Raw genomic sequence first — 24,141 nt, forward strand, 5'->3', positions numbered from 1 at the left:
TATATTTGCACTCGCAATCAGGTAATGAAAGCGACATACTGGAGAAATGGCAGAGCGGTCGAATGCGGCAGTCTTGAAAACTGTTGACTGTAACAGGTCCGGGGGTTCGAATCCCTCTTTCTCCGCTGGTTATTTCAAAATACCAACTAAAACCCTTTAAATCTTATGATTTAGAGGGTTTTTTAATTTACGGCCTATCCAAATTATTCATAGTTTCTCATTCTAAAGGGGTACAATTCGGTGCACTTTAAAATTTCAAAAACATTGTGCCCCGACCTTTGTCAACCCTTTTAAAATAAGAGGTTCATTCATTGAACATCTTGTTTTGAGTTGATAGTTTTTCTAAATTTCTATTAACTTAAAGGTTACCAATTATGGACACAACAATTTCAATCCTTTTTTATTTAAAAAGAGCCAAAGTCAATGCTCAAGGTTTGGCTCCAATTTTTCAAAGAATTACAGTCAATGGCAGACGACTGGACAACAGCACTGGCAAATTTGTAGACCCCGACAAATGGAACTCCGAAATGTCTAAAATGAGAGGAACTTCGGAAGAAGCTCGTTCAATCAATGGACATCTTGACAATTTAAAATCAAAGATCTTAAATGTGGAGAAAAATTTAATCAAAAAAGACATCCCAATAACCTTTGACTCCTATAGGAATGAGTTATCCGGGAAAAAAGAACGGGAACGAATGTTGATCCCCATCTTCCTGGAACACAATCGCAAAATCAAAGAACTGGTTGGGCAGGAATATGCAGCTGGAACATTGGAACGCTATGAGACTTCGTTAAAACACACCAAAGATTTTATTTCTTGGAAATACAACATTACCGACATCAATATCGAAAAAATTGATCATGCGTTTATTATGGAATATGAATTCTATTTGCGCAGCGAACGAAAATGCGCCAATAACACCGCTGTAAAATACATCAAGAACTTCCACAAAATCATCAACCAGTGTTTGGCCAATGGATGGCTGAACAAGGATCCTTTCGCCAATTACAAAGCAAAAGTCAAAGAAGTAGTTCGAGAGTTCCTATCTGAGACCGAAATAGAGCAAATGATGAACAAAGAATTTGTTTCCGAGCGATTGGAACTCGTTCGCGACATATTCGTTTTTAGCTGCTTTACTGGCTTGGCATATATCGACGTAAAACAATTAACATTGGACAATATTTCCTTGGGAATAGATGGCGATAAATGGATTTTCAAGAATAGGCAAAAAACAGATACAGCTTCTATAATTCCATTATTGCCAACGGCAAAAGATATCATCGACAAATATGCCGAGCATCCTGTTTGCAAAAATGAGAAACGCCTCCTCCCTATTTTAAGCAATCAAAAAATGAATGCCTATCTGAAGGAAATTGCTGATGTTTGTGGAATCAAAAAGGATTTGACCTTCCATATTGCCCGTCACACTTTTGCCACGACAATAACACTTTCTAACGGAGTTCCTTTGGAAACGGTCAGCAAAATGTTAGGCCACACCAGCCTTAAAACCACGCAACACTACGCCAAAATATTGGATAAAAAAATCAGTGAGGATATGATGATTTTAAAAACAAAATTCGCTTCCAAGGCACTAAATGAGAAAAAGTTAAGTGTTCATTAGGCTTAGGAGCTGTTAATAACTTTTTAGCGAATAGTATGACATATTATCAATACAAAAAGGTTTATTTTGATACTCTCAATTTAAACCATTTTGTATTTTATGGAACTCAATTATATCAGCTATTTTAACGAATTTGAAAAAGAATTTGAAAAAGAATTTGAAAGCCTTAGAAACGCTTCGGATGACATTTTAGTTATTGCAGTAGAAATAATACAATACATTGAAAACAAATTGAAGGAAATTTTCAAATGGCTAAAAAAACATGTTTTTAAAACCTTACAAGAAGAAATCTATTTTTTCAAAGAATTAAAACCAAGAATGGTTTCAAAACTGCTGTTCTATAAAGAGTTGTTAAAAGTAGAAACTTCATTACCTCCAAACAAAAAACATAAAAGAAAGCATTATGAGGAATCACTGACCAGAATTCATAAATATGTTGTAAACAATAAAGACTTTTATGAATACTATCGTTCGAGAACATCAGTCAGAGATGAAGATCTTTTTATAAGACGCAGTTACAAAGATATCTTCAAGTATGATTGTTATCTTATTAATTACGATTCAAAGCTTAGCACCTCACATGATTTTAATGTAGCAACTATTATTGCAAACGATATGTTATCCGGTCATTTAGAAAACAAGTTGGATGAGTTAAATGGTAATATCAAAACAAAATACAATCCAACTAATAACAAAATTACTTGGACAGGGACTAAAGTGGAATTTGCAGAGATGATCTATGGTTTATATTATAAAAAAATGTTGAATGGCGGCAACATTGATATAAAAGAAATTGCTAGAGGGTTTAGCAATGCATTTAATATTGATTTAGATGAAAAAGCGCTGTATCGATGTCTGCAAGACATTAAAAAGAGATATCCCCTTAACGCTATATTTCTTCAAAATCTCTCTGATGTCGCAAACAATAAATTTAGAGGGGAGGATTTTTAACCTTTCATAACCAAGTCTTCGACTTGGTTTTTTTATCACTAAAATTTATTTTGTAAGAATTTAGAACCCAACTTGGGTTCAACTTGGGTTTCCTTCGTCAAGCCCATATTTTCCGTTGAGTCTTCCAACAAATTAAAAACGGCGAAATGGACCATTTATGTTAAAGTTTGAAAAACAATCCCCTGAAAACAAAGGAATTATATCTTTTTTTTAGCAAAAAACAGCTCAACTTGGGTACACCTTGGGTTTAAAAAAGAATCAAATGAAGTTGTTTTGTACTATAACAAATCAAACACTTTCATTATGAACTTACATCCAAAAAAACTTTTCCCGGAAATCGACAACATCGAATTGTTAAACCATCAAGTAGTGACAAAAAGAGACTTACTCAACTTTGGCAATGCCCTACTACACGAAATCCAATTAGGCAAACCGGCAGCAGAACAACCTGCCCAATGGCTAAAATCTTCCGAAGTTCGAAAACTACTTAAAATTTCTCCTGGCACATTGCAGAACCTTCGCATAAACGGAACACTAGACTTCAACCGCATCGGTGGCATCCTTTATTACAAATACGAAGACTTGAAAAAATTAATGGAAAAATAAGATGAAAACAACCGATAACAACTGTAACGGCTCTTGTGAAGTCTGCGACTGCAAAATAAAAGTCTTAATACTTAAGTCAACCATCTTAAAACTCAGACAATGAATTACATCAAACACCTCACCGGCTTTTTCAATAAAATCCATAATGAAAACGCGATAAATCCAACACACATTTCGCTTTATTTGGCACTCTTTCAATGTTGGAACGTCAACAGGTTCAAAAATCCAACTGGTATTTCACGAGAAGAAATTATGAAAGCCAGCAAGATAAATTCTAAAGCAACCTATCATAAATGTATGAAAGAATTGGAAGCACTTGGTTTTATGGAGTACTTGCCTACCTACAACCCACATTCCTGCTCCAATGTCATTATGGTAAATTTCTCTGACGAGTTAAAAAGCAGACCAAAATTTGAACCCCTTACCAGTTCAAAAAATAAATCCGTTCAAAATTTGACCCATTCAAAAAGCGAACAAGTTGTTGAACAAGGAAATAATCGTAACATATTAAAAAACAGTAAATTAAAGTTAAATACAAACCAAAAACAATACGTTGAGCCCGTTCAAAATAAAACTAGGCTAAAAAATGAACAGCATATTGAACAGGTTGATGAACAGGTATATATAGATAATAATAAAACATATACAAACATTATAAACAAAGATATATATACCAAATCTGAAATTTTAAATTCTAAAAATTCAAATACAGCCCCGGAAAAAAATCAAGAAGAAATGCCTTTCGCATTCGCCGACACCGAAAAAAATCAAACTGAAAACGCTCGGCAAAAAAGTTGCGCCAAAAAAGAAGAAGAAAACAAAAACGGAATCACCCCATCTATTGAAATGATCCTGGAATATTTCGCTTTTAAAGAAAGTTCTGAAACCGAAGCCAACAAATTTTTCAACTACTACTCCAGCATTGGATGGTTAGTAGGCGGAAAAACTAAAATGAAAGACTGGAAAGCTTCAGCGCGAAACTGGATAATGAACCAAAACAAATTCCAACCAAAATCAAACATACCTCAACCCAATCACCTGCAAACTTCAAATTATAAGAATTATGCTGAACCATTGTAAATTAATTACCGACACTTACGAAATTCAAAATGGCCACAAAGTCTATGATTTCAACAAAGGCCTAGCCTTTATTGAATCCCAAGGTAAAATCCATTACGGTCAATCCTTTAAAATAAACATCCTCGACATCCCGACAATTTATAAATTGATAATCTATGTGATCAAAGATCAAAACACGGCCTTAAAATTGCAAATCGACCTCTCCAAAGGCATTTTATTGTCGGGTCCAATTGGTTGCGGAAAAACATCAATAATGCACCTCATAAGGCCATTTGCAAATCCTTTGTCCGACTATAAAATCAAAACCTGCCGGGAAGTCTCCTTCGAATTTGCCAAAAATGGTTTTGACGCCATCAATAAATACACCCTAAAACAAAATTTCCAATCCCGCCTTTCCGGCTATTGCTTTGACGATTTGGGTGCCGAACAACAAATAAAACATTTCGGAAACGATTGCAATGTAATGGCTGAGGTACTCATAAGCCGTTACGAACAGTTTGTGGAAAATAATTCCATCACACATCTCACCTCCAACCTATCCGCTACAGAAATCGAAATGCTTTACGGCAACCGGCTGCGTTCCAGGATGCGGAATATGTTCAACCTCATCAGTTTTAATGTAAACTCTAATGATAAAAGATGATATTTACTTCTTTAACAAGCATTTGAAAAATAAAAAAATGCACAAAACATTTTTAATAAGTTGTGTATAATAATAAAATAAATTTGCCTAAAACAAATAATAAAAATATATTTTTATAAATTCTAAAAATTGACAATGACTCCAATAAAAAATAAAAAAGTTGAAGGAATAATAGCCGAAATCATAGATCAGTATGCCTATGCTGATCAATCAGATAGACCTTGGATTATTGGTTTTAGTGGTGGTAAAGACTCTACCGTTTTGTTAATGCTGGTTTGGATTGCGCTTCAAAGAATAAGGCAAGACTTACCATTTCCTTTCCAATTAAAAAGAAAAGTCTATGTTGTTTGTAATGATACAATGGTAGAGAATCCAATTATTGCCAACTATGTTGAAGATGTTTTAGCAAAAATTACGGAGGCAGCAAGAGATCAAGATTTGCCAATATTTGTTCAAAAAACCACACCAAAATTAGAAGAAACTTTTTGGACTAACGTAATTGGAAAAGGATATCCAGTTCCAAATAACGCCTTCAGATGGTGTACAGATAAACTAAAAATAAGACCAACCTCAAACTTTTTAGTAGAACAAATTGATGAAAAAGGAGAAGCAATCGTTTTACTTGGGACTCGATACGAAGAGAGCGCTACTAGGGAGCGTTCGATGAGAAAACATGAAGTAACAGGAAGCAGATTATCCAAACATCAAACAACAGTAAATACCTATGTTTATGCTCCAATCAAAGAAATGATTGTGGATGAAATTTGGTATATCATTAATGCGGTTAAATCACCTTGGGGATTTGATAATTCCATTCTTTTCAAAATATATTCTGATGCAAGTGCCGACGATTATGAATGTCCAACTGTAGTGGTAGATAAAGAACACAGTTCATGTGGTCAGAGTCGTTTTGGATGTTGGACTTGTACGGTTGTGAAAAATGATAAATCAATGACATCATTAGTGAACAATGGCCAAAACTGGATGGAACCTTTAATGTCATTTAGAAATAGATTAGTGGAAGGAAGAAACATTTCTGAAAATCGATCTGACACTAGAAGAAATGGTCAAGAAGCAGTTAGAGAAGACGGTACGTTTAATGGTAATTATACTTCTGAATACAGATATCAAATATTAAAAGATTTATTAGAAGTTCAAAAAGGGGTTCAAATTGAAAGACCTCACATCACTTTGATCAATAATCAAGAGTTAATTGCAATTCAAGTAACTTGGAACAGAGATGGTTATTTTGAACATACTGTAGGTGATTTATACAAAGAAATCTACAATAAAGAAATTAGCACCAATAACATCAAATCACTTGATGATACAGAACGTAGAATCTTGCGTGAAGTTTGTGAGGAAGAACCAGGATATTATCATTTAATTGATAACTTAATTGCATTACAGGAAACTAAAACATTGATGATTTCAAAATACGGTCTTCACAATGATGTAGAAAAGCGAATCGAAAGTTTTGTAAATGAGAATGGACTATGAAAATAAATAAAATAAAATTCCAAAACTTTAGGATTTATAAAGGAGAAAACGAAATACTTTTTGCACCAAACCCATCCAAAAACATTAGTATCGTAGCGGGTAAAAATGGTTTCGGTAAGACCACGTTTTTGACTTCCCTTATCTGGGTATTCTACGGAAAAATGATGAGCGAGGTGGAGGATAAATATAAGAAGGACATCAAGAATGCTGGTGGCTATGAAAAGTTTATCAAAACACTTTTAAATAGAGAAGTAAAAACGGATTATGAAAACAATGGAGAAGGAAACCCTACCCTTTCAGTCGAAATAGAATTAAAAGACATTCTGATTCCTTCAATACCCTGTAAATCGGTGGTGATAAAAAGGTCCTACGATTTGAAAACAGATTCGGAAGATCTAAAAATAATAATTGATGGTTTAGAGAACGAATTAACCAAAGATGTCGGTTTTGAAGTCTTTATTAATGATTTTATTTTACCTCGTGAAATTGCTAAATTCTTCTTTTTTGATGCTGAAAAAATAGTTTCCCTTGCGGAAGCTAAATCAAAAGCCGAATTAAAGAACCTAAGCAAAGCATACTCCGAAGTTTTAGGGATTAAGAAATACGAAGATTTAAAAAAGAATCTAGAAACCTTATTAACCAAGCTTCGCAGAAGTGGTGCTTCACCAATGCAACAAACCAAGTTGTTGGAACTAACTGATTCAGAAGCTGAACTTACTGAATTAATTGATTTCAATCAAGAAAAGCAAGCTAATATTGATCGTGAAATTACAAATCACAAAATAAATAGTGATAGTCTTCAAGAGAAGTTAATTCGTGAGGGTAATGGGATTACTTTGGCAGAACTTCAAAAAATGAAGTCCGAAAGAGACATTTTAAAAGAGGAATCAGCGGAGATAAAAAGCAAACTAAAAAAACTAATGGACATTGCACCATTAGTAATTGCAGGTAAAAAATTATCGCAGCTAAAAGAACAATTAGTTTGTGAGCAAAGCACAAATAATACTTCAGTTGATAAAGCAGTTTTAGTTGAAGAATTGAATTCATTTTCAAACATTTTACTAGAAAAATTACAAGCTTTAAACTTAGATAGCAAAGCTAAATCTAAAGTGGAAGAAGCTCTTAAACAGACCATTTCAGAGAAAAAAAATTCAAAACAACCTAATACTTCCGGCGTAGTCCTTTTAGATTACACCACAGAACAATTTAGAAACTTTGAAGCAGTTTTCAATAATATCAAAGGAGCTTTTTCAAGCCAATTCACTGCAGTAGTACAAGAAGAAAAAAACAATAGAATTTATTCTTCTAAAGTGTACCAACAAATTAAACAAGCGGAAGCTAGAAAAGACAATCCTTTAGCGCAAAAGTTACGAGAGGAGAAAATTGAAGCTGAAGATAAAATCACTGTTTTAACGCTGAATAAAGGAAAATTGATTGAAGAATTTAATAGTTTAAATACTAGATTAACTTCTACAAGAAAAGTATCATCTGAATACATAAAAAATTTCAAAATGGTTGAAACGGACAAAAAGAAATACGAAGTAACAGAAAAGCTACTAGTCAAAATCAATACGATTATTCACAAAATAAAAGAGGATAAAAAATATTCATTGCAAAAATCAATCCTGTTAGGTTTGAAAAAAATCATGCACAAAAACGACTTCATTTATAATGTTCGAGTAAACGTAGTTGATGACGTAATGGATATTGATTTGTTAGATAAAAACGATGAAATAATAGATAAAGATTCATTATCTAAGGGAGAACAACAATTGTATGCTACAGCGTTGTTAAAAGCGTTAGTGGATGAATCTGGAATTAAATTTCCGGTGTTTATTGATAGCCCATTACAGAAATTTGATAAATACCATTCCAAGAATATCATCAAAGAATTTTATCCTGCCATTTCAGAACAAGTAGTTTTATTCCCATTATTAGAAAAAGAATTGTCGGAATTGGAATATGACTATTTAAAACCAAACGTGAATAAGGTTTTTGTGATTGAAAACCACAATAACGGTTCTAGCTTTAAATCCTTTGCAGTAGACCAATTATTTACACATTTAAAACAAGAGCAAGATGTTTACGCAAATTAAAACCAGTAAAGAAAATAAAGAAGTGGTTGCCTTGTTAACTCGCAAACTGGGTTTAGGAACCGAGAATGTAATAGCTCGTATTGCCTATACTTATTCTTTATCTCAAGACAAAAAACTAGACCTAAACGATATCAAAGATGCTGGCGGTAAGGAGTACTCTAAGTCAGTCCTCTTTGGTGAATATTATGATATATATTTGGGATTACTTTGTGTTCACTATGGTTTATACAAAACTGACAAAGATATTGGTCGCTATATCAAGATGCACATAGATGAAGGCTTACAACTTTTAAACGAAGAAGTAAACGAGCGTTCTAATATTGATGGTTTTGATTTTTTGAGCGAGAAGATTAATTTAAGTTTGAATTTAATTTAATAACTATACATTGTAAAATTTTATGCCTTATCTAACAGAATCAGAGGTCAGAGATGCTTTTCCACATAGTGCAGCTCCTTTGAAATTAAGTGTTTATCATAGAATAGAATGGTGGGATGAGATCATTTTACCAGTGCCTCTACCAGCTCCAATAAGACTTACTTTTACTGATACAATTAGAAATACTATGCCAGTAAACATAAGAAATGGTAAAGGTCTATATTTCTTTTTCCTTGAGCCAGAACATCCTATTAATTTGAATATTTCTCAATTAGTATATATTGGAAGAGTTTTGGGAGGTGCCCTTGACAATCATAATTTTTATCTTCGTTTCAGAGAATATGTTAATGCAATTGGCAATAGAGCTGTTAAGAGAAACACAATGAGGATGACTAATTTATGGCCAAATAAAACGTATGTTTATTTTTTTGAGTTAAATCATTTTACTGATGCTCAAATAGTAGTTTATGAAGATTTATTAATACAAAAAATAGTGCCAGCTTTGAATGAAAAATTAAGTGGTATTGCAAGACAAACTAGATTATTACATTAATATGAGACATTTAGCATGTATAAGAGGAGTAATAGGTTATTGGATTTATTATTCTACAGTAATGAAAATCAAAGACATAGTTGAAAACAATACGATAATTACTGTTCCAGAATCGGAAGAATTATTTGCACATACAATTAATGAAATTCTACAACGAGAAGTTAATTCTAAAAGAACAAAGCAAATTTCTAACTATATTTCTAACAATCAAGAACGTTTTTTTAGTAATTTAATTGTTGCTTTTCATAAAGGTGAGCCTAAATGGACAGAAGTAGAAATCAGTAATAATTTTGAAGTTGATAATACTTTGATAGATTCAGATTCTATTTCTTTTTTAAGCAATAAATTTGGAGTATTGACATTAACGGGCGATGAAGAAATGTTTGCTTTAGATGGACAACACAGATTACTGGGATTAAGAGCTGCATATAGTGAAAATCCTGCTATTGGCGATTTAGAAGTAGGAATAACATTTGTAATTCACAAAAACGAGTTTTTAGAAAAAACCAGAAGATTATTTACAGTACTAAATAAATATGCCGAAAAACCTAAAGGAGCTGAATTGATAATACTTGATGAAGATGATGCTGCAGCAATAAATTCTAGAAAATTAGTTACAGAGCATCCTATATTATCGATACCAAATGCACTATCAAATTCTAAGTTAGGTGGATTAACAAATAATGATTTAACGAGTTTTACAACTTTAGTAACAATAAATAAAATAAATAAAATACTTTATTTAGGAATTGATATTGATTATAATACTAGACCAAGTGACGAAATTTTACAAGACCTTTACACTTTATCTACTAATTTTTGGAATCTTATTTTTGAGACATTTCCCGAACTTATTCAATTTATTAACGGTGAAGAAAATATTTTAATTAATGACATTGCTATTAATCGCGATAATGAAACTGGGGGCAGCTTATTGTTGCGTCCTACCGGACAAGAATTATTAGCAATAGCATATACCAAATTTAATCTTGAAGAAAGAGAAATCTTAATTAACAAACTTCGTTTAATCGATTTCGATCTGTCAAGTGAAAATTGGAAGTACATTTATTGGAATGAAAAAATGTTAGGAAAAGAAGCAAAGCTTAAAAATGACTTAATCCTTTTTTTATTAGGCAAAAATGTTAATGCAGTAAATATTCACAACAATATGAATAGGGTTTATCAATCTTATGGCCAAGATTATCATAACCACATAAGTCAAATTGAAATTTAAGTTAAAGTTAGATTTTATTAAATAGTTAAAAACGAAGTTTAAAACCTTCGTTTTTTAATTTTTAGGAATAAATTTTTCTTTACAATATTCTTCTATTTCAGTATCATTTAAAAAATAATTATCACAAAATTCATCCAGTTCTTTCTCCGTCGATTTATAATATTTATCACTAGCAGTCATTAGTTTTTCAATTTGTTCTATAAATTTTTCGAAATCTTTGTTGATTTTACATAATTTATCAATTGTCTTAAAATCTAAATCTTTATATTTTGCAGAAAATAATATTTTGCTTTCATAAGGATTAGATTTTAACTGAATTATTCCAATTCCAAAAGATTGATTTAAACGTTCCATTTCTTCACTCAAACTATCACTAATTTCGAAAGCTACAAGATATCCGTAATTAGCCCAACTTGAATTTGAAACTGCCTGGAAAAATGTTTTTTTTAATTCATAATCTGAATTAATTTCTCTTTTAATTTCAAAAGAAGATATTTTAAATGTATCTAATCTGTTTATTGCCTTTAAAAAAGTTTGATTGATTTTTGATTGAAGATTTAGAAACTGTATTCCAACTACATCAGGATGAATCCATTTTTGATGATTATCTTTAGAATTTGATGACTGTTCGTGAAAAATAGTTTTTGAATAAGTATTTGTATTTTTTAAAAAACTGCTTAATAATTTATGCAAATCTCTTTCTTGATAATCATTCTTTTTAGGTTTTATTTTATCAGGTTCTAAATCAGAAGCTAATTGCTCTATTAATACTGTTTTCTCAATTTTACTTAAATAATATTTGTATGTTTCTCCAGAAGTTTTACTTCTTTTAATTCTAGAGTCTCCATTTTTTATAAATTCTCCAAGCATTGCAGAAACTATGGCAGTGGGGTTTTTTGCTCCAAACTCATAATAACCTTTATTCACTATATGTTTGTAAATCTCCGACGCGTTTGCAAGCCCATTGATGTCTTCTAAAGTTTTTAATATTGATTCTTTAATAGTCATATATTGGTTTCTTATAAAATTAATGATTAATAAAAACTAGAATTATTCTTCTTTCAACAACTCCCAAAAAGCCTTATCCTTAATCAATATTGGGTCAGAACCTGCCAAGTTTACAATACTTTGGTGCTTGTCTAATCCCTTAATGGTTTTGATGAGGTTTTCTTTTTGTAATTTGTTATCTAATGAAAATAAGGATTCTACTTCCTTCATTTTAATTTCATTCACGCGATGAATTACCCAGGTTAAAATATAATTGGAATATTCATTTTCGCTAGTCGCAAAATGATTCAAGAATTGAGTAGATAGTATGGTTCCAACTCCAAATTCCCTACCCTCTTTCAATATTTTACGGATAGAATTAAAGTTTTTACTTAGAAAATTATCGGCTTCATCCACCAGTATCATTTTCTTGATTTGGCGTTTATGTCCTTTTATTTCACTATGACCATGACGTTGCATTTGAGTATAAAAAGCATCCAGTGTAATAGCCACAATTAAGTTTTGTATAGATTCATCATATCCTGATAAATTAATCACTACAACACCTTCAATCAAAGAATATAGCGATTGTGTTTTAGTAGCATCAGGCTCAAATATCTCAAATTCAGAAAGATTAGAAATAGCGGCATACAAACTATCTTGTGAGTTTTTTTCACTACCTAAATAAATATTACAGACATCACCTAATGTTGGCGGTGTTCTTGTCCAGGAATCTTTATTGGCTTTCTGTATTCCTTTGTCTTCGTATGCTTCAACAATTACATCTCTCAATCGTTGTTTCTGAACGTTACCTAAATTAAAAGCATTGGCAATAGTCTCCTTTAAATCATTTGCAGTATGCAATGGCAACATTGGTTTTGATGTTTCAGTTGCGTCCAAAGCCAATGGATTATAGGGTAAATGGAACGGGTTTAAAACAGTAGCATTAGTTTTAGTAACAAAATCCTCTTTAATATAATCTCCTTTATAATCAAAGATTAAAATTCCCAGTTTTTCATCTCCTATATTTTTGTCAGCATTACCAATTAATTGAGTGATCAGTGACTTGGTAAATTGTGTTTTTCCTGTACCCATTGTACCAATGATACCAGTATTGGTATGCATTACCTTATTGGTATTATTCGGTTCCCAAACAATGGGTTTGGAACTATTTAAATCAGTTCCAAAAACAATTTCAATTCCTTCCCCACTATTTTGGTTTATCTGTGCCGCTTTTAACTCTTCTTTAAATACTTCTGTTGGTTCAATAGGTTCTTCGTCTGTAGTAGCATCATCTAATTCGACCTCAACCAAAGGTTCAATAGGCACAAATAAATCTAGATTGGCATTCAAAAAAGTATTAATTAACAGGCTGCTTTTCTCGATAGTAGTTTCAGTATTGTGAAAAAGATGAATTAAATCATCAATTGATTTTACTAAAAAATTGTAACCATCTGCTTCTTGCAAATCAACCCGCATAAATTCTTTAGAAATACTGATTTTTCGCTTAAATATATCATTCCCAAAATAAACTAATCCAAAGGTCCCAATAATATTGTTTAGGCGATTACTGATTGTAAAATTATTGTTCAATAAATCATTGCGGTAGTCCTGGGTAATTTTATTCCAGTCTTGTGTGTCCCATACGTGAAAAAGTTTCATTTTTTCAGCATTGGTTAGAGCTATTTTGGCAAAGAAGTTTTTGTAAAACTCGCTTAAGAAACCTTCCTTATTGAGGTGCTCATAAAGTAAATGAGCGGTACGTTTTCCTTGGTCAAGTCCTTTCTTTACAATACCTGATCCACCTATTTTTAACTCAACTGGGTATAAGTGCATTAATAATTGTCCTTCTAATTGTTCCAATCCAATAAACAATAAATCGTCACTAAAAGAGCCTATGGCACCAAGGTTTTTAGTGGAGAACAATCCGTCTCCCATATTCAAACCTGCATTCCCGGAAACTCTTAAGATTTCCTCTAAGGATATTGGTATCCAAATAATATTTGGATGATGTAAAAAAGTTAATGATGATTTAATTCCAGACAAAAGACTGAGCTTTTCTCTAGGAAATTGACTGTGTTGTCTAATTAATTTCAAAAGCCAATCACCATTAATGGCATTGAAAAAATTAATTATATTGATAGTGTCAGTTGCAGCATCAAACTGAACTTGATGTTTTTCTAAAAATTCTTTAACAACAAATTCATATTGACTGGTCTTTCGGCTTACAGTTATAGCATCATAACCATTAGAATTATTGTATTGGTCGCTATAATGAATGATAACTAATTCTTTATTTTCTTTAAAAAAGTCTAAATCAACTTTAGGATCAATATAAGTTACCCATTGTGAATCATGATATAATTTTTCTAATTGTTCCTTTATATCATAATTAATAGTAGTACAAAGGGCTTTATTTCGTTCATAAGGATCGCCATTGGCAGCAACACGAGCAAATGAATTAAATAAACAAGATAGTTTTGTTAATTCATTTGGATGTTCCGGTAAATCTAGGATTCCAAAACCAGTTCTATAATTTTGAACTCTTGGAGTAGAAGCAACATCTGCCATTAATCCATTAAAAGAAATACCAGTTTTTACTAAACTCATTTCATCATAAGATTTTTCAGTTTTAGTTACATCAAACTGATAAAAAGTAATATGAGCATACTCGTAATTCTCTGATTTTTTTGGTTGTCTCTTGGAGTAGAATTTTACTCTTTCAAGAAAGACATTCAAAAGGTCTTCCTTTTCAAAATTTTTCGTTTTCAATTCTATTTCCAAATGTTTTTGGATATCATCAACTTTTTCGTAAAAAGTGAGCTCTTCAAATTTGGTAACTATTTTGTCAGAGCCATAAATACTTACTTCAATAGGTATTAAGTCGGACAATCGTTTAGTTAAATTATTATTCAAATATTTTCTATAATATTCAAAAATCCCTTCTACAACTTCTTTACAATCACCAAGATTTATTACATTAATTTTTATCGGTGATTTTTTAGAATGGTCAAATAGGAATTCAAAATTTGTGGTAAAATCCTTGATTTTATCCGTGACTAAATCAGATACAAAAGTCTTTGGAATAGCTTGTTTTGAATTCAAATAAACGGTGTAATACAACCATTCCGGTGAATGACTTGATTCAATTGGAATGTAAATTTCATTTGGTTTTCCTTCGATGTAAGGGATTAAATTATAAGGACTTAAACGTTTTAAAATAGCATTATAAACTTCTTCATTTTTTAAATCATCGTTTAATTGAAGTTGATAAGCAACATTAAGAGGATGTAATGGACTAAATTTTATTTTTTCTTCGCCATCACGTTCTTTAACAACTCCTAACCATAAAAGGTTTTTCTGTTTATGTGTTAATGGCTTGTTTTCCTCAAACTGCTCCAATTGATTTATAAAGCAGGCAACATATTCTGAAGCGATTTGCTTCAATTCATCATTTAAATAAACCAAACTTGGTTGAGTTTGTTTAACTTTATAGAAAGACTTAAGCTTATCAAAAGCAATTTTTATGTCATCATTCAACTCCAATTCATTAGTGTAGATAGCATTCTCACTCCCTAAATACCAGGAATAACCTTTAGACTTAATAAGCTGCTCCTCTTGAATTAAATTGGCTCTGAATTCACCACTTACTGTTTTCTCATTGTTTTTGAACAATAATTTAATGATGGCCCCTTCTTTTATAAATTTAAAATCAAGACCATTAACTCTTTTTTCTTTCCATACATCAATCCCAGATATTGGTTTTGGTATTTCGAAATCAGTTTTTATGGCTATTGGAATTACAACATCAAACAAATCAATTTTAAAATGAATTAAATCCTCTTGTGCCAGAGAATAATCATAGTTTAATATTAATTTTTGCTCTTCACTTATTTTGAAAGTAGTATCTAAACTTAAAATATCATTGGTAGGTATTTCTCCATCGGGATTAAAAACCAAAGCTTGACTTTCTTTTATTTGAAGATAAGAAGATAATTTTTGAACATTTAATTGAAAGTTTCCTTCAAATTGGGAGATAATATTTGGTTTAAAAGGCAAATGCAATACCTTGATAACATATCTTTTATCAGTTTCAGAATCACGATATTCAATTAAACTAAATAAATTATCTGCATCGAATTCTATAAACTCAATAACTATGTTGAATCCGCTATTTGTAACACTAATGTTTTTAGAACCCTGCTTAATGTTAAGTCCTTCCTTTTTTATAAACTGATCATACTTTACATTTATTTTAAAAGGAAGTTCCAGAGAAGGATTAAAAACAATAAGATTTACATTTCGTTTTTTAGAAACAGAATCACCATCAGTTCTATACCATAAGGTTTGAAGTAAATTATCGCCTTCAATTGTTTGAAATACTGGAGGAGCTTTTTCTTTCTCCTTATCCATCCAAGTTACAATTTGCGAATAATCAAATTCGTGCCAGTCTTCTTTTATAAGTTTTGTCAGAGCTGAGCTTGGTAAATCTTGTTCTAAATCAGAAGCCGGATTGCCATTTAAAAAAATGTTTTCAAATTTTTCATAAAGATTAAAATTACTAGTCAAATCTTTTGAAAGGTCACCATGTTTACTGCTTAATTCTTCCTGGGGGAAAAGCCCTAATAATCTATAATCTTTTAAATCAACCGTGCCTTTTTGTAATGAATTGATAACTTGTTCATAATCAAAAATGGAATTATTGTCTTCAACAACACTTTTAGTTTTTCTGTCTAATACCGATTTTAAAATTAATTTTTCATATTTTTTTAAAGTAGTTGTGTGGTCAATGTCATGTTCAATTTGATTTTTAAATCTTGAATAGTGTAGAGGCATTCCTTCCTTAATTAAACTGCCACTGCCACCCAATAAACTATCCAATTTTCCACTAAACAAAATTAAAAAAGCAGTTCCTTCAAAAATATCACTTTGGTCAGCTACTTTATTTCTAAGCATAGTGAAGTAATCTTCAGATGCAAAAACACTAGAAGCAATAATTACTTTAGTGTCACCAATTAATAAGCAAAAAGTGGTATATACTTCGCCTCCTTCTGGATGAGTATAGGCGAATTGTTCAATATTTACTATTGAATTCTGTTCTAATGACTCATAAAGGCATTCAATATTCTCTCTATCTTCAAGGTATAGATTAAAACGATCTCCTGGCAGAATTTTTTGGGATTTAAAATATCCAATTATTAAATTCGAAACGTATTTATATAGTTGACTTGACGTATTGTGCATCTCCGCTATCACTTTTTTTCTCTATTAAATTAATTTTCTCAAACAATTTGGTAATCTCTAGTTTAGTCGTTTCATCAAAGACAATTCCTCTGTCTTTAAATTTATCCCATAATGTTTTTAATCTGATTTTATCATCGACTCCAATACATATTCTTGTTAAGAACAGTAAAAGTTCTTGTGTTAAAACAGTAGTATTACCCAATCGCCCTCTGTTTTTAGTATAATTTACTTTACCAAATTGAGAGTACCATTTTGAATAATCACCGTAAGGTTTGCTTCTGGAAGAATTTTCAAATTGATATTTGATTTTAAACCAAAGCGTATAAATATCTTCAAGAATTTTGACCTCAAAATTTTTATTAACTAAATCAAGTTCTAAAATTCGTTCACAATCTTCCCAATTTTTTCCGGTATCAAAAACGGTTATATTTTCGATGTAGAAAGCGATTAATTCATTAACACAATCTTGAACTTTTTCTTTTTCACCGGAATTCAAGTTAGTATATATAATTGCTATGTTTTGATAGTCTTCAATAGGTTTTCCATCAACATAGATATAATTTAATAATTCTAAAGTATTTACATGTGCAAAAATGGATTCTGAATATTTGTTCAATTGTTTCCAACCAACAGTATGACTTGATAGTCTGGTTTCTGAAAGAGTTTCCCAATCCATTGTGTAATAAATGGGTTTTATTTTTCCGGTTACAGTACCAAAATCGTTGAAGCGAAGTGTCAGTTGGCTTAAATAATGGAAATAATAATATTTAAAAAAGTCTTCAGCGTGTTTTAGGAGAAAGGAATTATTGTTTGTTAAAAAAACAAAGTCTTCCATAAACTGTTCCTTTATTTCGGGAAATAAATTATAATAAGTTGAAACCTTTGATTTAGAAGATACATCTGATAACTCAGGCAAACATTGAATTATTAATTGATGTAATAAGTTTTCATGACTTGTGTCTTCATTAAAACTATTTTGGTTAAAATCATCAGTTAAAAAAACATCAAAAATAAATTTAGAAATCTCTTTTATGGCATTATTTGAATTGATAAAATTCATATATGAAAGAGTCTTAATGTTGAATTTTATTAGCCCATGTTCTTCATCAAAGAAAAGTTTGGTAAGCATGTTTTTTAATTCCTCAACATTTTCAGTATCAACTTTCTCTATTGCATTTTTCAGGATAGTTTCTTTAAGGTCAATCTTGTATGAGCCATTGGCTTTACTTAATTCAACTTGTGTTTTGTTATTAAAAATCCTAAACAATTCACCAATAACACCTTGAAAAGATTTAAAATCTTCACTAAATGAGTCGCCGCTAGGATTAGTTTTAAAAGGCAATAACTTTATTTGATTTCCAGTGACATGGCTAAAAGTTTTATTTTTAAAATATCGTTTTTCAAGACCGTTAGCGCCAACTTTATTTAATTCTATTTGCATCATATCACTTGGAATTTATAACCGCTAAAGGTGTCTTTTGAAAATTTATAATCAACGGCTTTTCCTATATTGACTTCATCAATATACAATGGGGCTTTATTGTTGTTTTGATTGATTAAAACATTTATAGAATTAACAAAATACACATAGTTGTTATTGTCTTTTTTATTGGGTCTGTATCCTTGAGATATCATTTTTAGTATTTTATACAAACTGAAATCAACATGAATTTTCACAAAATCAGTTTCATTATTTATTTTAAAGGATAAAGTAAATTCTTGTGTGAATTTATTAATTAGGGTATCGTTTTTTTTCTTTAATAAATTCACATCTGGAATAACTTCAAAATCTTTAAATACTCTATATTGAGTTTGTTTTTTTCCAACATTTATAATGACCTTACCATTTGTCTTTGGGTCTCCGTTCCAATTCCGAGCTGCATTTTCAACAAGTTCATATACTTTCTTTATGTAACTAGGATTGTAATTATTATAGTGGAAAAGCCAAACTAAATATTCATCAAAATCAGTGTCTTTCAAGTAATCATTTTTCAAATAGTTACTAAAATAGTTTAATCTCATAAAGAATCGAGATAGGTCAGATTTTGAAATTGTTGTTTTATTTAGTTTTGATTCTATTTTCTCCAAATAACTTTTTTCAATATGTTTTGAAAAAATATCAAATACATTTTCAGCATTTATCAAAGTCAATAAAATATCATCGGTAGTGGCATTTCTGCTAATACAAGGATCCAAACTCTCAATTTTTTCAAATAAACTGGAAAGTTCAGGGTGTTCAAATAAATAGTTTGGAATTAAATTAGAAATATATTCAGAACTATTCATCTTTTCGATTATTTTAAAATAGTCTGCTTCATTAATATTAGAAAGATCAACTGGGACAATTATGTCATGGACAAAATTGAGTAATGTACGAAGGGACACAATTTCTTTACTTTTAATTATTGCTTTAACTATAAGTTGTGATACAATAGTTCTATTGTTTTCATTAAAAAGAAATTCATAATTATATTGTATAGGACAATATACTTTATCAGCATTATTGTCTTTATAGTCCAGATATGCTTTATAAATTGTGTTTGCTTTATTATTAGAAACTATTTTTTCAAGTAAAGTAGAAATGATTTTAGATGTAGGCCCATTTTCAGTTAATGAATACATGTGGTAGTCTGTAAAATTAACATGATGAAAATTACTTTTGTTGTCAAATTCATCATCATGAATCAAATCAGTATCTAATATTTTTGTTGAGGAAATATATTCTTTTAAAATTTTAAATTCATCACCAAACTCTTCAATAAACTTACTTAAAGTACCTAAATTGATTGCTAAAATGATTTTGTCTTTTGAAGTATCTATTTTCTCATCTTTAAATCCTTGTAATAACTTATAAAGGGTAACATTACAGGATTCATTTGGATTATGAGATTCTGTTGCGTCATTATGGATTGTAAATTCAGAGATAATGTTTTCTAGTTCATCATGTAGATGAGAAAGTATATGTGATTTTCCGTCACCAACATTACCACAAACAAGCAATAACTGTGCATTATCACGTTCACTTGCTCTTAAAATGATATTTTTTAATTTTTTCTCAACATCACGCTCAATATGTAAATACTTTTTAAATCCATTTAAATTTGAATAAGTACCTTGTGCAACAGCATATTTTGATGATTCTCTTAGTTTTTTTAACTCTTCAAGTAATGGGTTTGTAGTCATTCTATAGTGTTATTTTTAGAGTTGATTTAAAAGTTCAGAGATTGTAATGTTGAAAGCTTTTGCAATTTTTTCGACTACCATCAAGGAAACATTTCTTTTTCCAGCTTCAATACCTGGAATATAAGTTCTATCTAAATCAGAAATCTCTGCTAACCTTTCTTGTGAATAACCCTTGGCTAGTCTCAATTCTTTAACACGTTGTCCAAATTTAACTTTAATATCTTCCATATTACGAAGGTGTAATTTAGTCGACAATTGTACAATAGACGACTGTCGACTTTCGATTATTTTTAGGAAACATATTCTTACATGCTTTAATTATACAGCAACATAAAATAATAACTTTTAATTCTTACAATAGACTATCGCCCAGCGGGCGCGGCTATCCCGCTACTTTAACCAGATGGATTTATAACCATTTAACCCCGTGTGCTAACCAAGCGAAGCCAACTTTCAAATTGGTTCTAATGATACTGCGCGCAATCGAAGGATCACTTTATCTAATTTTTAAGTTTTTTACTTAAAAATTGTACGGGAAGAACGTCTCACTAATCACCACACTTTACTTTAGAAAAATTATTTTTTATAATTACGGAAACCCGTAAAATACTTCCTTTCCGTTAGTCTAATTTTGAATTCCAACCTTTAAAATAAACCATTTTAAAAAACATAAGCGAAATATATTTTCAAAATAATAGATTCATTTTTTAAATAGGTTGTTACTTATTAAAATCATAGATTTACTTTTTCCATTTTTGCCTATAGGCGCGAATGATGCCCCATATAAAAGATTTATATATTAAGATAGACAGAAACCTACTTCATGAACCACTCTATAAACCAGACCGCATACAATAAGTTACTTATCGTAATTTGGTCAATTGCCCACGATTGGCGTCGCGATATTTACGTTCGAGGAGAACACCTCAATATAATTCTCATATGGTCATTTTACGCCATTGAGATGCGCTATTGAAGCCAACAAAATGAACTACTTAAAAAAATTTGCGATAAATTAAAATAGAAAAAATATGAAAACACTTGAAATATTAATTACCCCAAGCTATGAATCTACCAGAGATTCAATGGATTTTTCAGAAGACGATGATTATGACGGTGACGCTGTATTATTCCAACAAGGATACGATATGGATGTTATGGTAGTAGAACCTGGAGATGATTTTGAAATAGAAGAAGATTGTAAAGGTCAGGTCAACTGCGAAGAAACCCAATACAAATTCATAAAAATAAAAGAAGAGTGGGAAGAGGAATGGGATGAAGAGGATTATATCGCAGGTGAACCCATAAGCTTACGACCGGGCAATTACAGGTTTTTGGAGGATGGGATAACTATTCAAGAAATAGCATAATAACAAAACATGAAATTTTACAAAATATCACTTGGTGTAACTTATATAGATAATACTAATTTTAATTTATTAAAGAAAAATAATCTCATAACTATGGGTTCTGGCACTTTAGCAAAAGGCCAAAGTAAGAAAACACAATACGAAACTTTTCTAAATGCTGAAAAAGGAGATTTATTTTATATCTGCCGTTCAAACGAGTCTATAGAATTAATTGGTATGTTCATTGACAATCGCCCATTACATTCAATAATTAAGGCGCATGAAGATGAATGGGTAGATCGAGAGTATATCACTATTGCAAATGCCAATAATTCTAAAACCTATAATAAAACATTAGATAAATGGTGGGCACCAAAAAATCTTTCAACTTTTATAGAGATTCCATCACATGAATTACAATTATTTGAAGATGAAATTCTTATTCCTGCTTTTGATAAAAAACAAAACGAAATAGAAACTTTAAGAAAACTGGCGTTAGAAAAAAGAAAACCTACAATTGAAAAATACCAGAAGCTTCAATTATTTTATGATGAGTTAAGCAAAAACGAAATAAGTCTTTTTTCTAAAATAAATAGCTTAGGTGCCCTAGAATTAAAAAAACTGTATTTTGAATACAACTCTAAAAATAATATTAACTCACAACCAGTAGTTTTATTGAGAAGTAAAATAATAGAAGAGTTAATCGACAATAAGATTATTGACAATGCTTCTATTGCCCTGCTCAAATCTCAATTAGAAAAAGATTTTGATAAAAATGTTTATCGAGCATGGACATCAAATTTTAGAATACTTTATACCTTAATTTTTGCCTCTGATAAATTTGAATTAGAAAAGTTTTTCAACAATCTAATAAAAAAGATTCAAAAAGATCTTGGAATAACAGAATTAACCAGTAAAAAATTAGTTCATTTTGATGGTGCACAAAATCAGGGATTTCATAGAATTTGGTTTGCCATTTATAATAAAACATATAAATCTCAAAAAATTGCCAAACAATTGTTTTTCGAAATCAATTCTGGTTTAAGTTACGGATTATTAGATTATGCAGACAAATCAAATACAAAACTACACTTTACAGATCATTTTGATTACGATCATATTATTCAAATTTTAAAATCTTATAAAGAAGAAATACTTAAAGATAATTCTATGGAAAAAGCAAAAGTTTATGAACTTATTGATATTTTAAGTTATAAAAATCAAATCATTTTACAAGGTCCTCCAGGAACAGGTAAAACAAGAATCGCCGATATAATTGCCAAAGAAATGGTAATGAATAATCAAACTATTTTAAATCAAACTGACACTACAAAACCTGATGAAAATATCAACATTTCACCAGCAATAATAAAGTCGTTTTTTAAAATCGGGGATAAATTCACTGGAAAAAGTAATAAAGAATTTGAAATAATTTCAATAGATAATAACACTATAAGTGTTAAAAGTGAAACTAGTAAACCTTGGAGTCCATCTTATAATAAAATCATTAAATCGTATAACGAAGAGCTATTTAATGTTCCGGGAAGAACCGGTGGGTTTACAACATATGAAGATGCTATAGCAAAACATCTTAAGGAGAAAATCACATTCGATAATTCCATTTTAACATCAGCGATTGAAGATGAAAACAGTAATTTTATACAATTAGTTCAATTTCATCCCTCTTACGCTTATGAAGATTTTGTGCGAGGAATTGTGGCAAAATCAGATGATAAAAACAACATTAAATATAGCACTGAAGATAAAGTTTTAATCAATATAGCTAACGATGCACTACGAAATCCAAGTAATAATTATGTACTAATTATTGATGAAATTAATCGTGCCAATTTACCTTCAGTATTAGGCGAATTGATTTATGCATTAGAGTATCGTGGTAAAGAAGTTAATAGCTTATATGAAATTGAAGGAGACCCAAGGATTGAGTTACCAAAAAACCTCTATATAATTGGTACTATGAACACCGCAGACCGCAGTGTGGGTCATATTGACTATGCGATAAGAAGACGTTTTGCCTTTGTAGATGTATTACCTGAAATTGAACCAGTACATCATGAAATCAAAGAAACGTTTATAAAAATCTCCAAGTTATTTGTCAAAAACTTTACGGGAATCGTGAATCCAGCATCCATTGAAAATGCCGATACCCTAGCTTCTGATTTTCGGGCTGAAGATGTTTGGTTAGGACATAGTTATTTTATTTGCAAAAATGAAGATGGTATAGATTTAGAGAAAGCAGATGCAGAACCAATTCTTAAAATGAAAATGAAATACGAAGTAATTCCAATTTTAAAAGAATATATCAAGGACGGTATTTTAAACAATAATGAAGTGGTAAAGAAAGTAATGAGTGAATTAATCAGTGAATATGGAATGTAAAGTTCTAAAATATTGGGAACATCACGAAGGAAACATCAAAGAGCAAGACTGGCAATTTGAGGAGGTTTGCTATGCTTCAGAATTTGCTAAAAAAAAGAACAATGGATTTTGTTTTTCACTAAACAACAACAATGGGTGGAAATTAAATTCCGGTTATTATGTTGGTTTAACCTGGTTAGATCAAGATAAACATGCTCTATTGCAAATTCCAGTGATATTGACCACCCAATTCCAATTTAAAGTGAGCACCTGATTCCAATTCAAAATGAGCACCTAATTCCGGAGCAAAATGACCACCTCCATTTTTCATTAAAAAC

At 30.7% G+C, this 24,141-nt stretch carries 17 protein-coding genes and 1 tRNA gene; 13 read left to right on the forward strand and 5 right to left on the reverse strand.

The features are described from left to right. Positions 1-40 precede the first annotated feature (40 nt). From ACFX5D_RS15070 to ACFX5D_RS15120, 11 genes are all read left to right on the forward strand, one after another. A tRNA-Ser gene (locus ACFX5D_RS15070) sits at positions 41-125 on the forward strand. Between the two features lie 249 nt (positions 126-374). Next, the gene (locus ACFX5D_RS15075; protein WP_379859033.1) at positions 375-1,622 is read left to right on the forward strand and encodes a site-specific integrase; all 1,248 of its coding nucleotides are present in this window, start codon (positions 375-377) and stop codon (positions 1,620-1,622) included. 99 nt (positions 1,623-1,721) lie between these two features. Continuing rightward, positions 1,722-2,573, forward strand: coding sequence for an RteC domain-containing protein (locus tag ACFX5D_RS15080; RefSeq protein WP_379859034.1), 852 nt, complete (start codon positions 1,722-1,724; stop codon positions 2,571-2,573). 303 nt (positions 2,574-2,876) lie between these two features. Further along, the gene (locus tag ACFX5D_RS15085) at positions 2,877-3,179 is read left to right on the forward strand and encodes a helix-turn-helix domain-containing protein (RefSeq protein WP_379859035.1); all 303 of its coding nucleotides are present in this window, start codon (positions 2,877-2,879) and stop codon (positions 3,177-3,179) included. Between the two features lie 99 nt (positions 3,180-3,278). After that, on the forward strand, positions 3,279-4,259 hold the full coding sequence (locus ACFX5D_RS15090; RefSeq protein WP_379859036.1) for a transcriptional regulator: 981 nt from the start codon (positions 3,279-3,281) through the stop codon (positions 4,257-4,259). Then, positions 4,243-4,902 carry a P-loop NTPase family protein gene (locus ACFX5D_RS15095; RefSeq protein WP_379859037.1) on the forward strand — a complete coding sequence of 220 codons (660 nt, stop codon included), beginning with the start codon at positions 4,243-4,245 and terminating at the stop codon, positions 4,900-4,902. Before ACFX5D_RS15090 ends, ACFX5D_RS15095 begins: the two co-directional genes overlap by 17 nt. Positions 4,903-5,037: 135 nt before the next feature. Continuing rightward, positions 5,038-6,402, forward strand: coding sequence for a DNA phosphorothioation system sulfurtransferase DndC (gene dndC, locus ACFX5D_RS15100; RefSeq protein ID WP_379859038.1), 1,365 nt, complete (start codon positions 5,038-5,040; stop codon positions 6,400-6,402). Continuing rightward, complete coding sequence (gene dndD, locus ACFX5D_RS15105; RefSeq protein WP_379859039.1) at positions 6,399-8,498, forward strand: DNA sulfur modification protein DndD; 2,100 nt, start codon at positions 6,399-6,401, stop codon at positions 8,496-8,498. Before dndC ends, dndD begins: the two co-directional genes overlap by 4 nt. Next, complete coding sequence (locus ACFX5D_RS15110; RefSeq protein ID WP_379859040.1) at positions 8,482-8,874, forward strand: DndE family protein; 393 nt, start codon at positions 8,482-8,484, stop codon at positions 8,872-8,874. The genes dndD and ACFX5D_RS15110 overlap by 17 nt, the downstream gene beginning before the upstream one ends. 22 nt (positions 8,875-8,896) lie before the next feature. Beyond that, entirely contained in the window at positions 8,897-9,427 is a 531-nt protein-coding gene (locus ACFX5D_RS15115; protein WP_379859041.1) for a hypothetical protein, read from the forward strand. Position 9,428: 1 nt separating this feature from the next. Further along, positions 9,429-10,661, forward strand: a complete 1,233-nt coding sequence (locus tag ACFX5D_RS15120) for a DGQHR domain-containing protein (RefSeq protein ID WP_379859042.1) — start codon at positions 9,429-9,431, stop codon at positions 10,659-10,661. 54 nt (positions 10,662-10,715) lie between these two features. Here ACFX5D_RS15120 and ACFX5D_RS15125 read toward each other — a convergent pair whose 3' ends face one another. Genes ACFX5D_RS15125 through ACFX5D_RS15145 form a run of 5 tightly spaced genes read right to left on the reverse strand, consistent with a single transcriptional unit; the run spans position 10,716 to position 20,303 of the window. After that, entirely contained in the window at positions 10,716-11,669 is a 954-nt protein-coding gene (locus tag ACFX5D_RS15125; RefSeq protein WP_379859043.1) for a hypothetical protein, read from the reverse strand. 42 nt (positions 11,670-11,711) lie between these two features. Then, positions 11,712-16,892 (reverse strand): DNA phosphorothioation-dependent restriction protein DptH, encoded by a 5,181-nt coding sequence (dptH, locus tag ACFX5D_RS15130; protein WP_379859044.1) that lies wholly within the window; start codon positions 16,890-16,892, stop codon positions 11,712-11,714. After that, complete coding sequence (gene dptG, locus ACFX5D_RS15135; RefSeq protein ID WP_379859045.1) at positions 16,864-18,336, reverse strand: DNA phosphorothioation-dependent restriction protein DptG; 1,473 nt, start codon at positions 18,334-18,336, stop codon at positions 16,864-16,866. Before dptG ends, dptH begins: the two co-directional genes overlap by 29 nt. Continuing rightward, complete coding sequence (gene dptF, locus ACFX5D_RS15140) at positions 18,333-20,075, reverse strand: DNA phosphorothioation-dependent restriction protein DptF (RefSeq protein ID WP_379859046.1); 1,743 nt, start codon at positions 20,073-20,075, stop codon at positions 18,333-18,335. The genes dptG and dptF overlap by 4 nt, the downstream gene beginning before the upstream one ends. A 15-nt stretch (positions 20,076-20,090) precedes the next feature. After that, a complete protein-coding gene (locus ACFX5D_RS15145) occupies positions 20,091-20,303 on the reverse strand; it encodes a helix-turn-helix domain-containing protein (RefSeq protein WP_379859047.1) in 213 nt (70 codons plus the stop codon). 803 nt (positions 20,304-21,106) lie between these two features. On the opposite strand from ACFX5D_RS15145, the gene ACFX5D_RS15150 reads away from it, so the two are divergent. Continuing rightward, positions 21,107-21,445, forward strand: a complete 339-nt coding sequence (locus tag ACFX5D_RS15150) for a hypothetical protein (RefSeq protein WP_379859048.1) — start codon at positions 21,107-21,109, stop codon at positions 21,443-21,445. 9 nt (positions 21,446-21,454) lie between these two features. Further along, the gene (locus tag ACFX5D_RS15155) at positions 21,455-23,824 is read left to right on the forward strand and encodes an AAA family ATPase (RefSeq protein ID WP_379859049.1); all 2,370 of its coding nucleotides are present in this window, start codon (positions 21,455-21,457) and stop codon (positions 23,822-23,824) included. The last annotated feature ends 317 nt before the right edge of the window (positions 23,825-24,141 follow it).

The organism is Flavobacterium fructosi (genome assembly GCF_042787335.1).
GTDB classification, from domain to species: Bacteria; Bacteroidota; Bacteroidia; order Flavobacteriales; family Flavobacteriaceae; genus Flavobacterium; species Flavobacterium fructosi.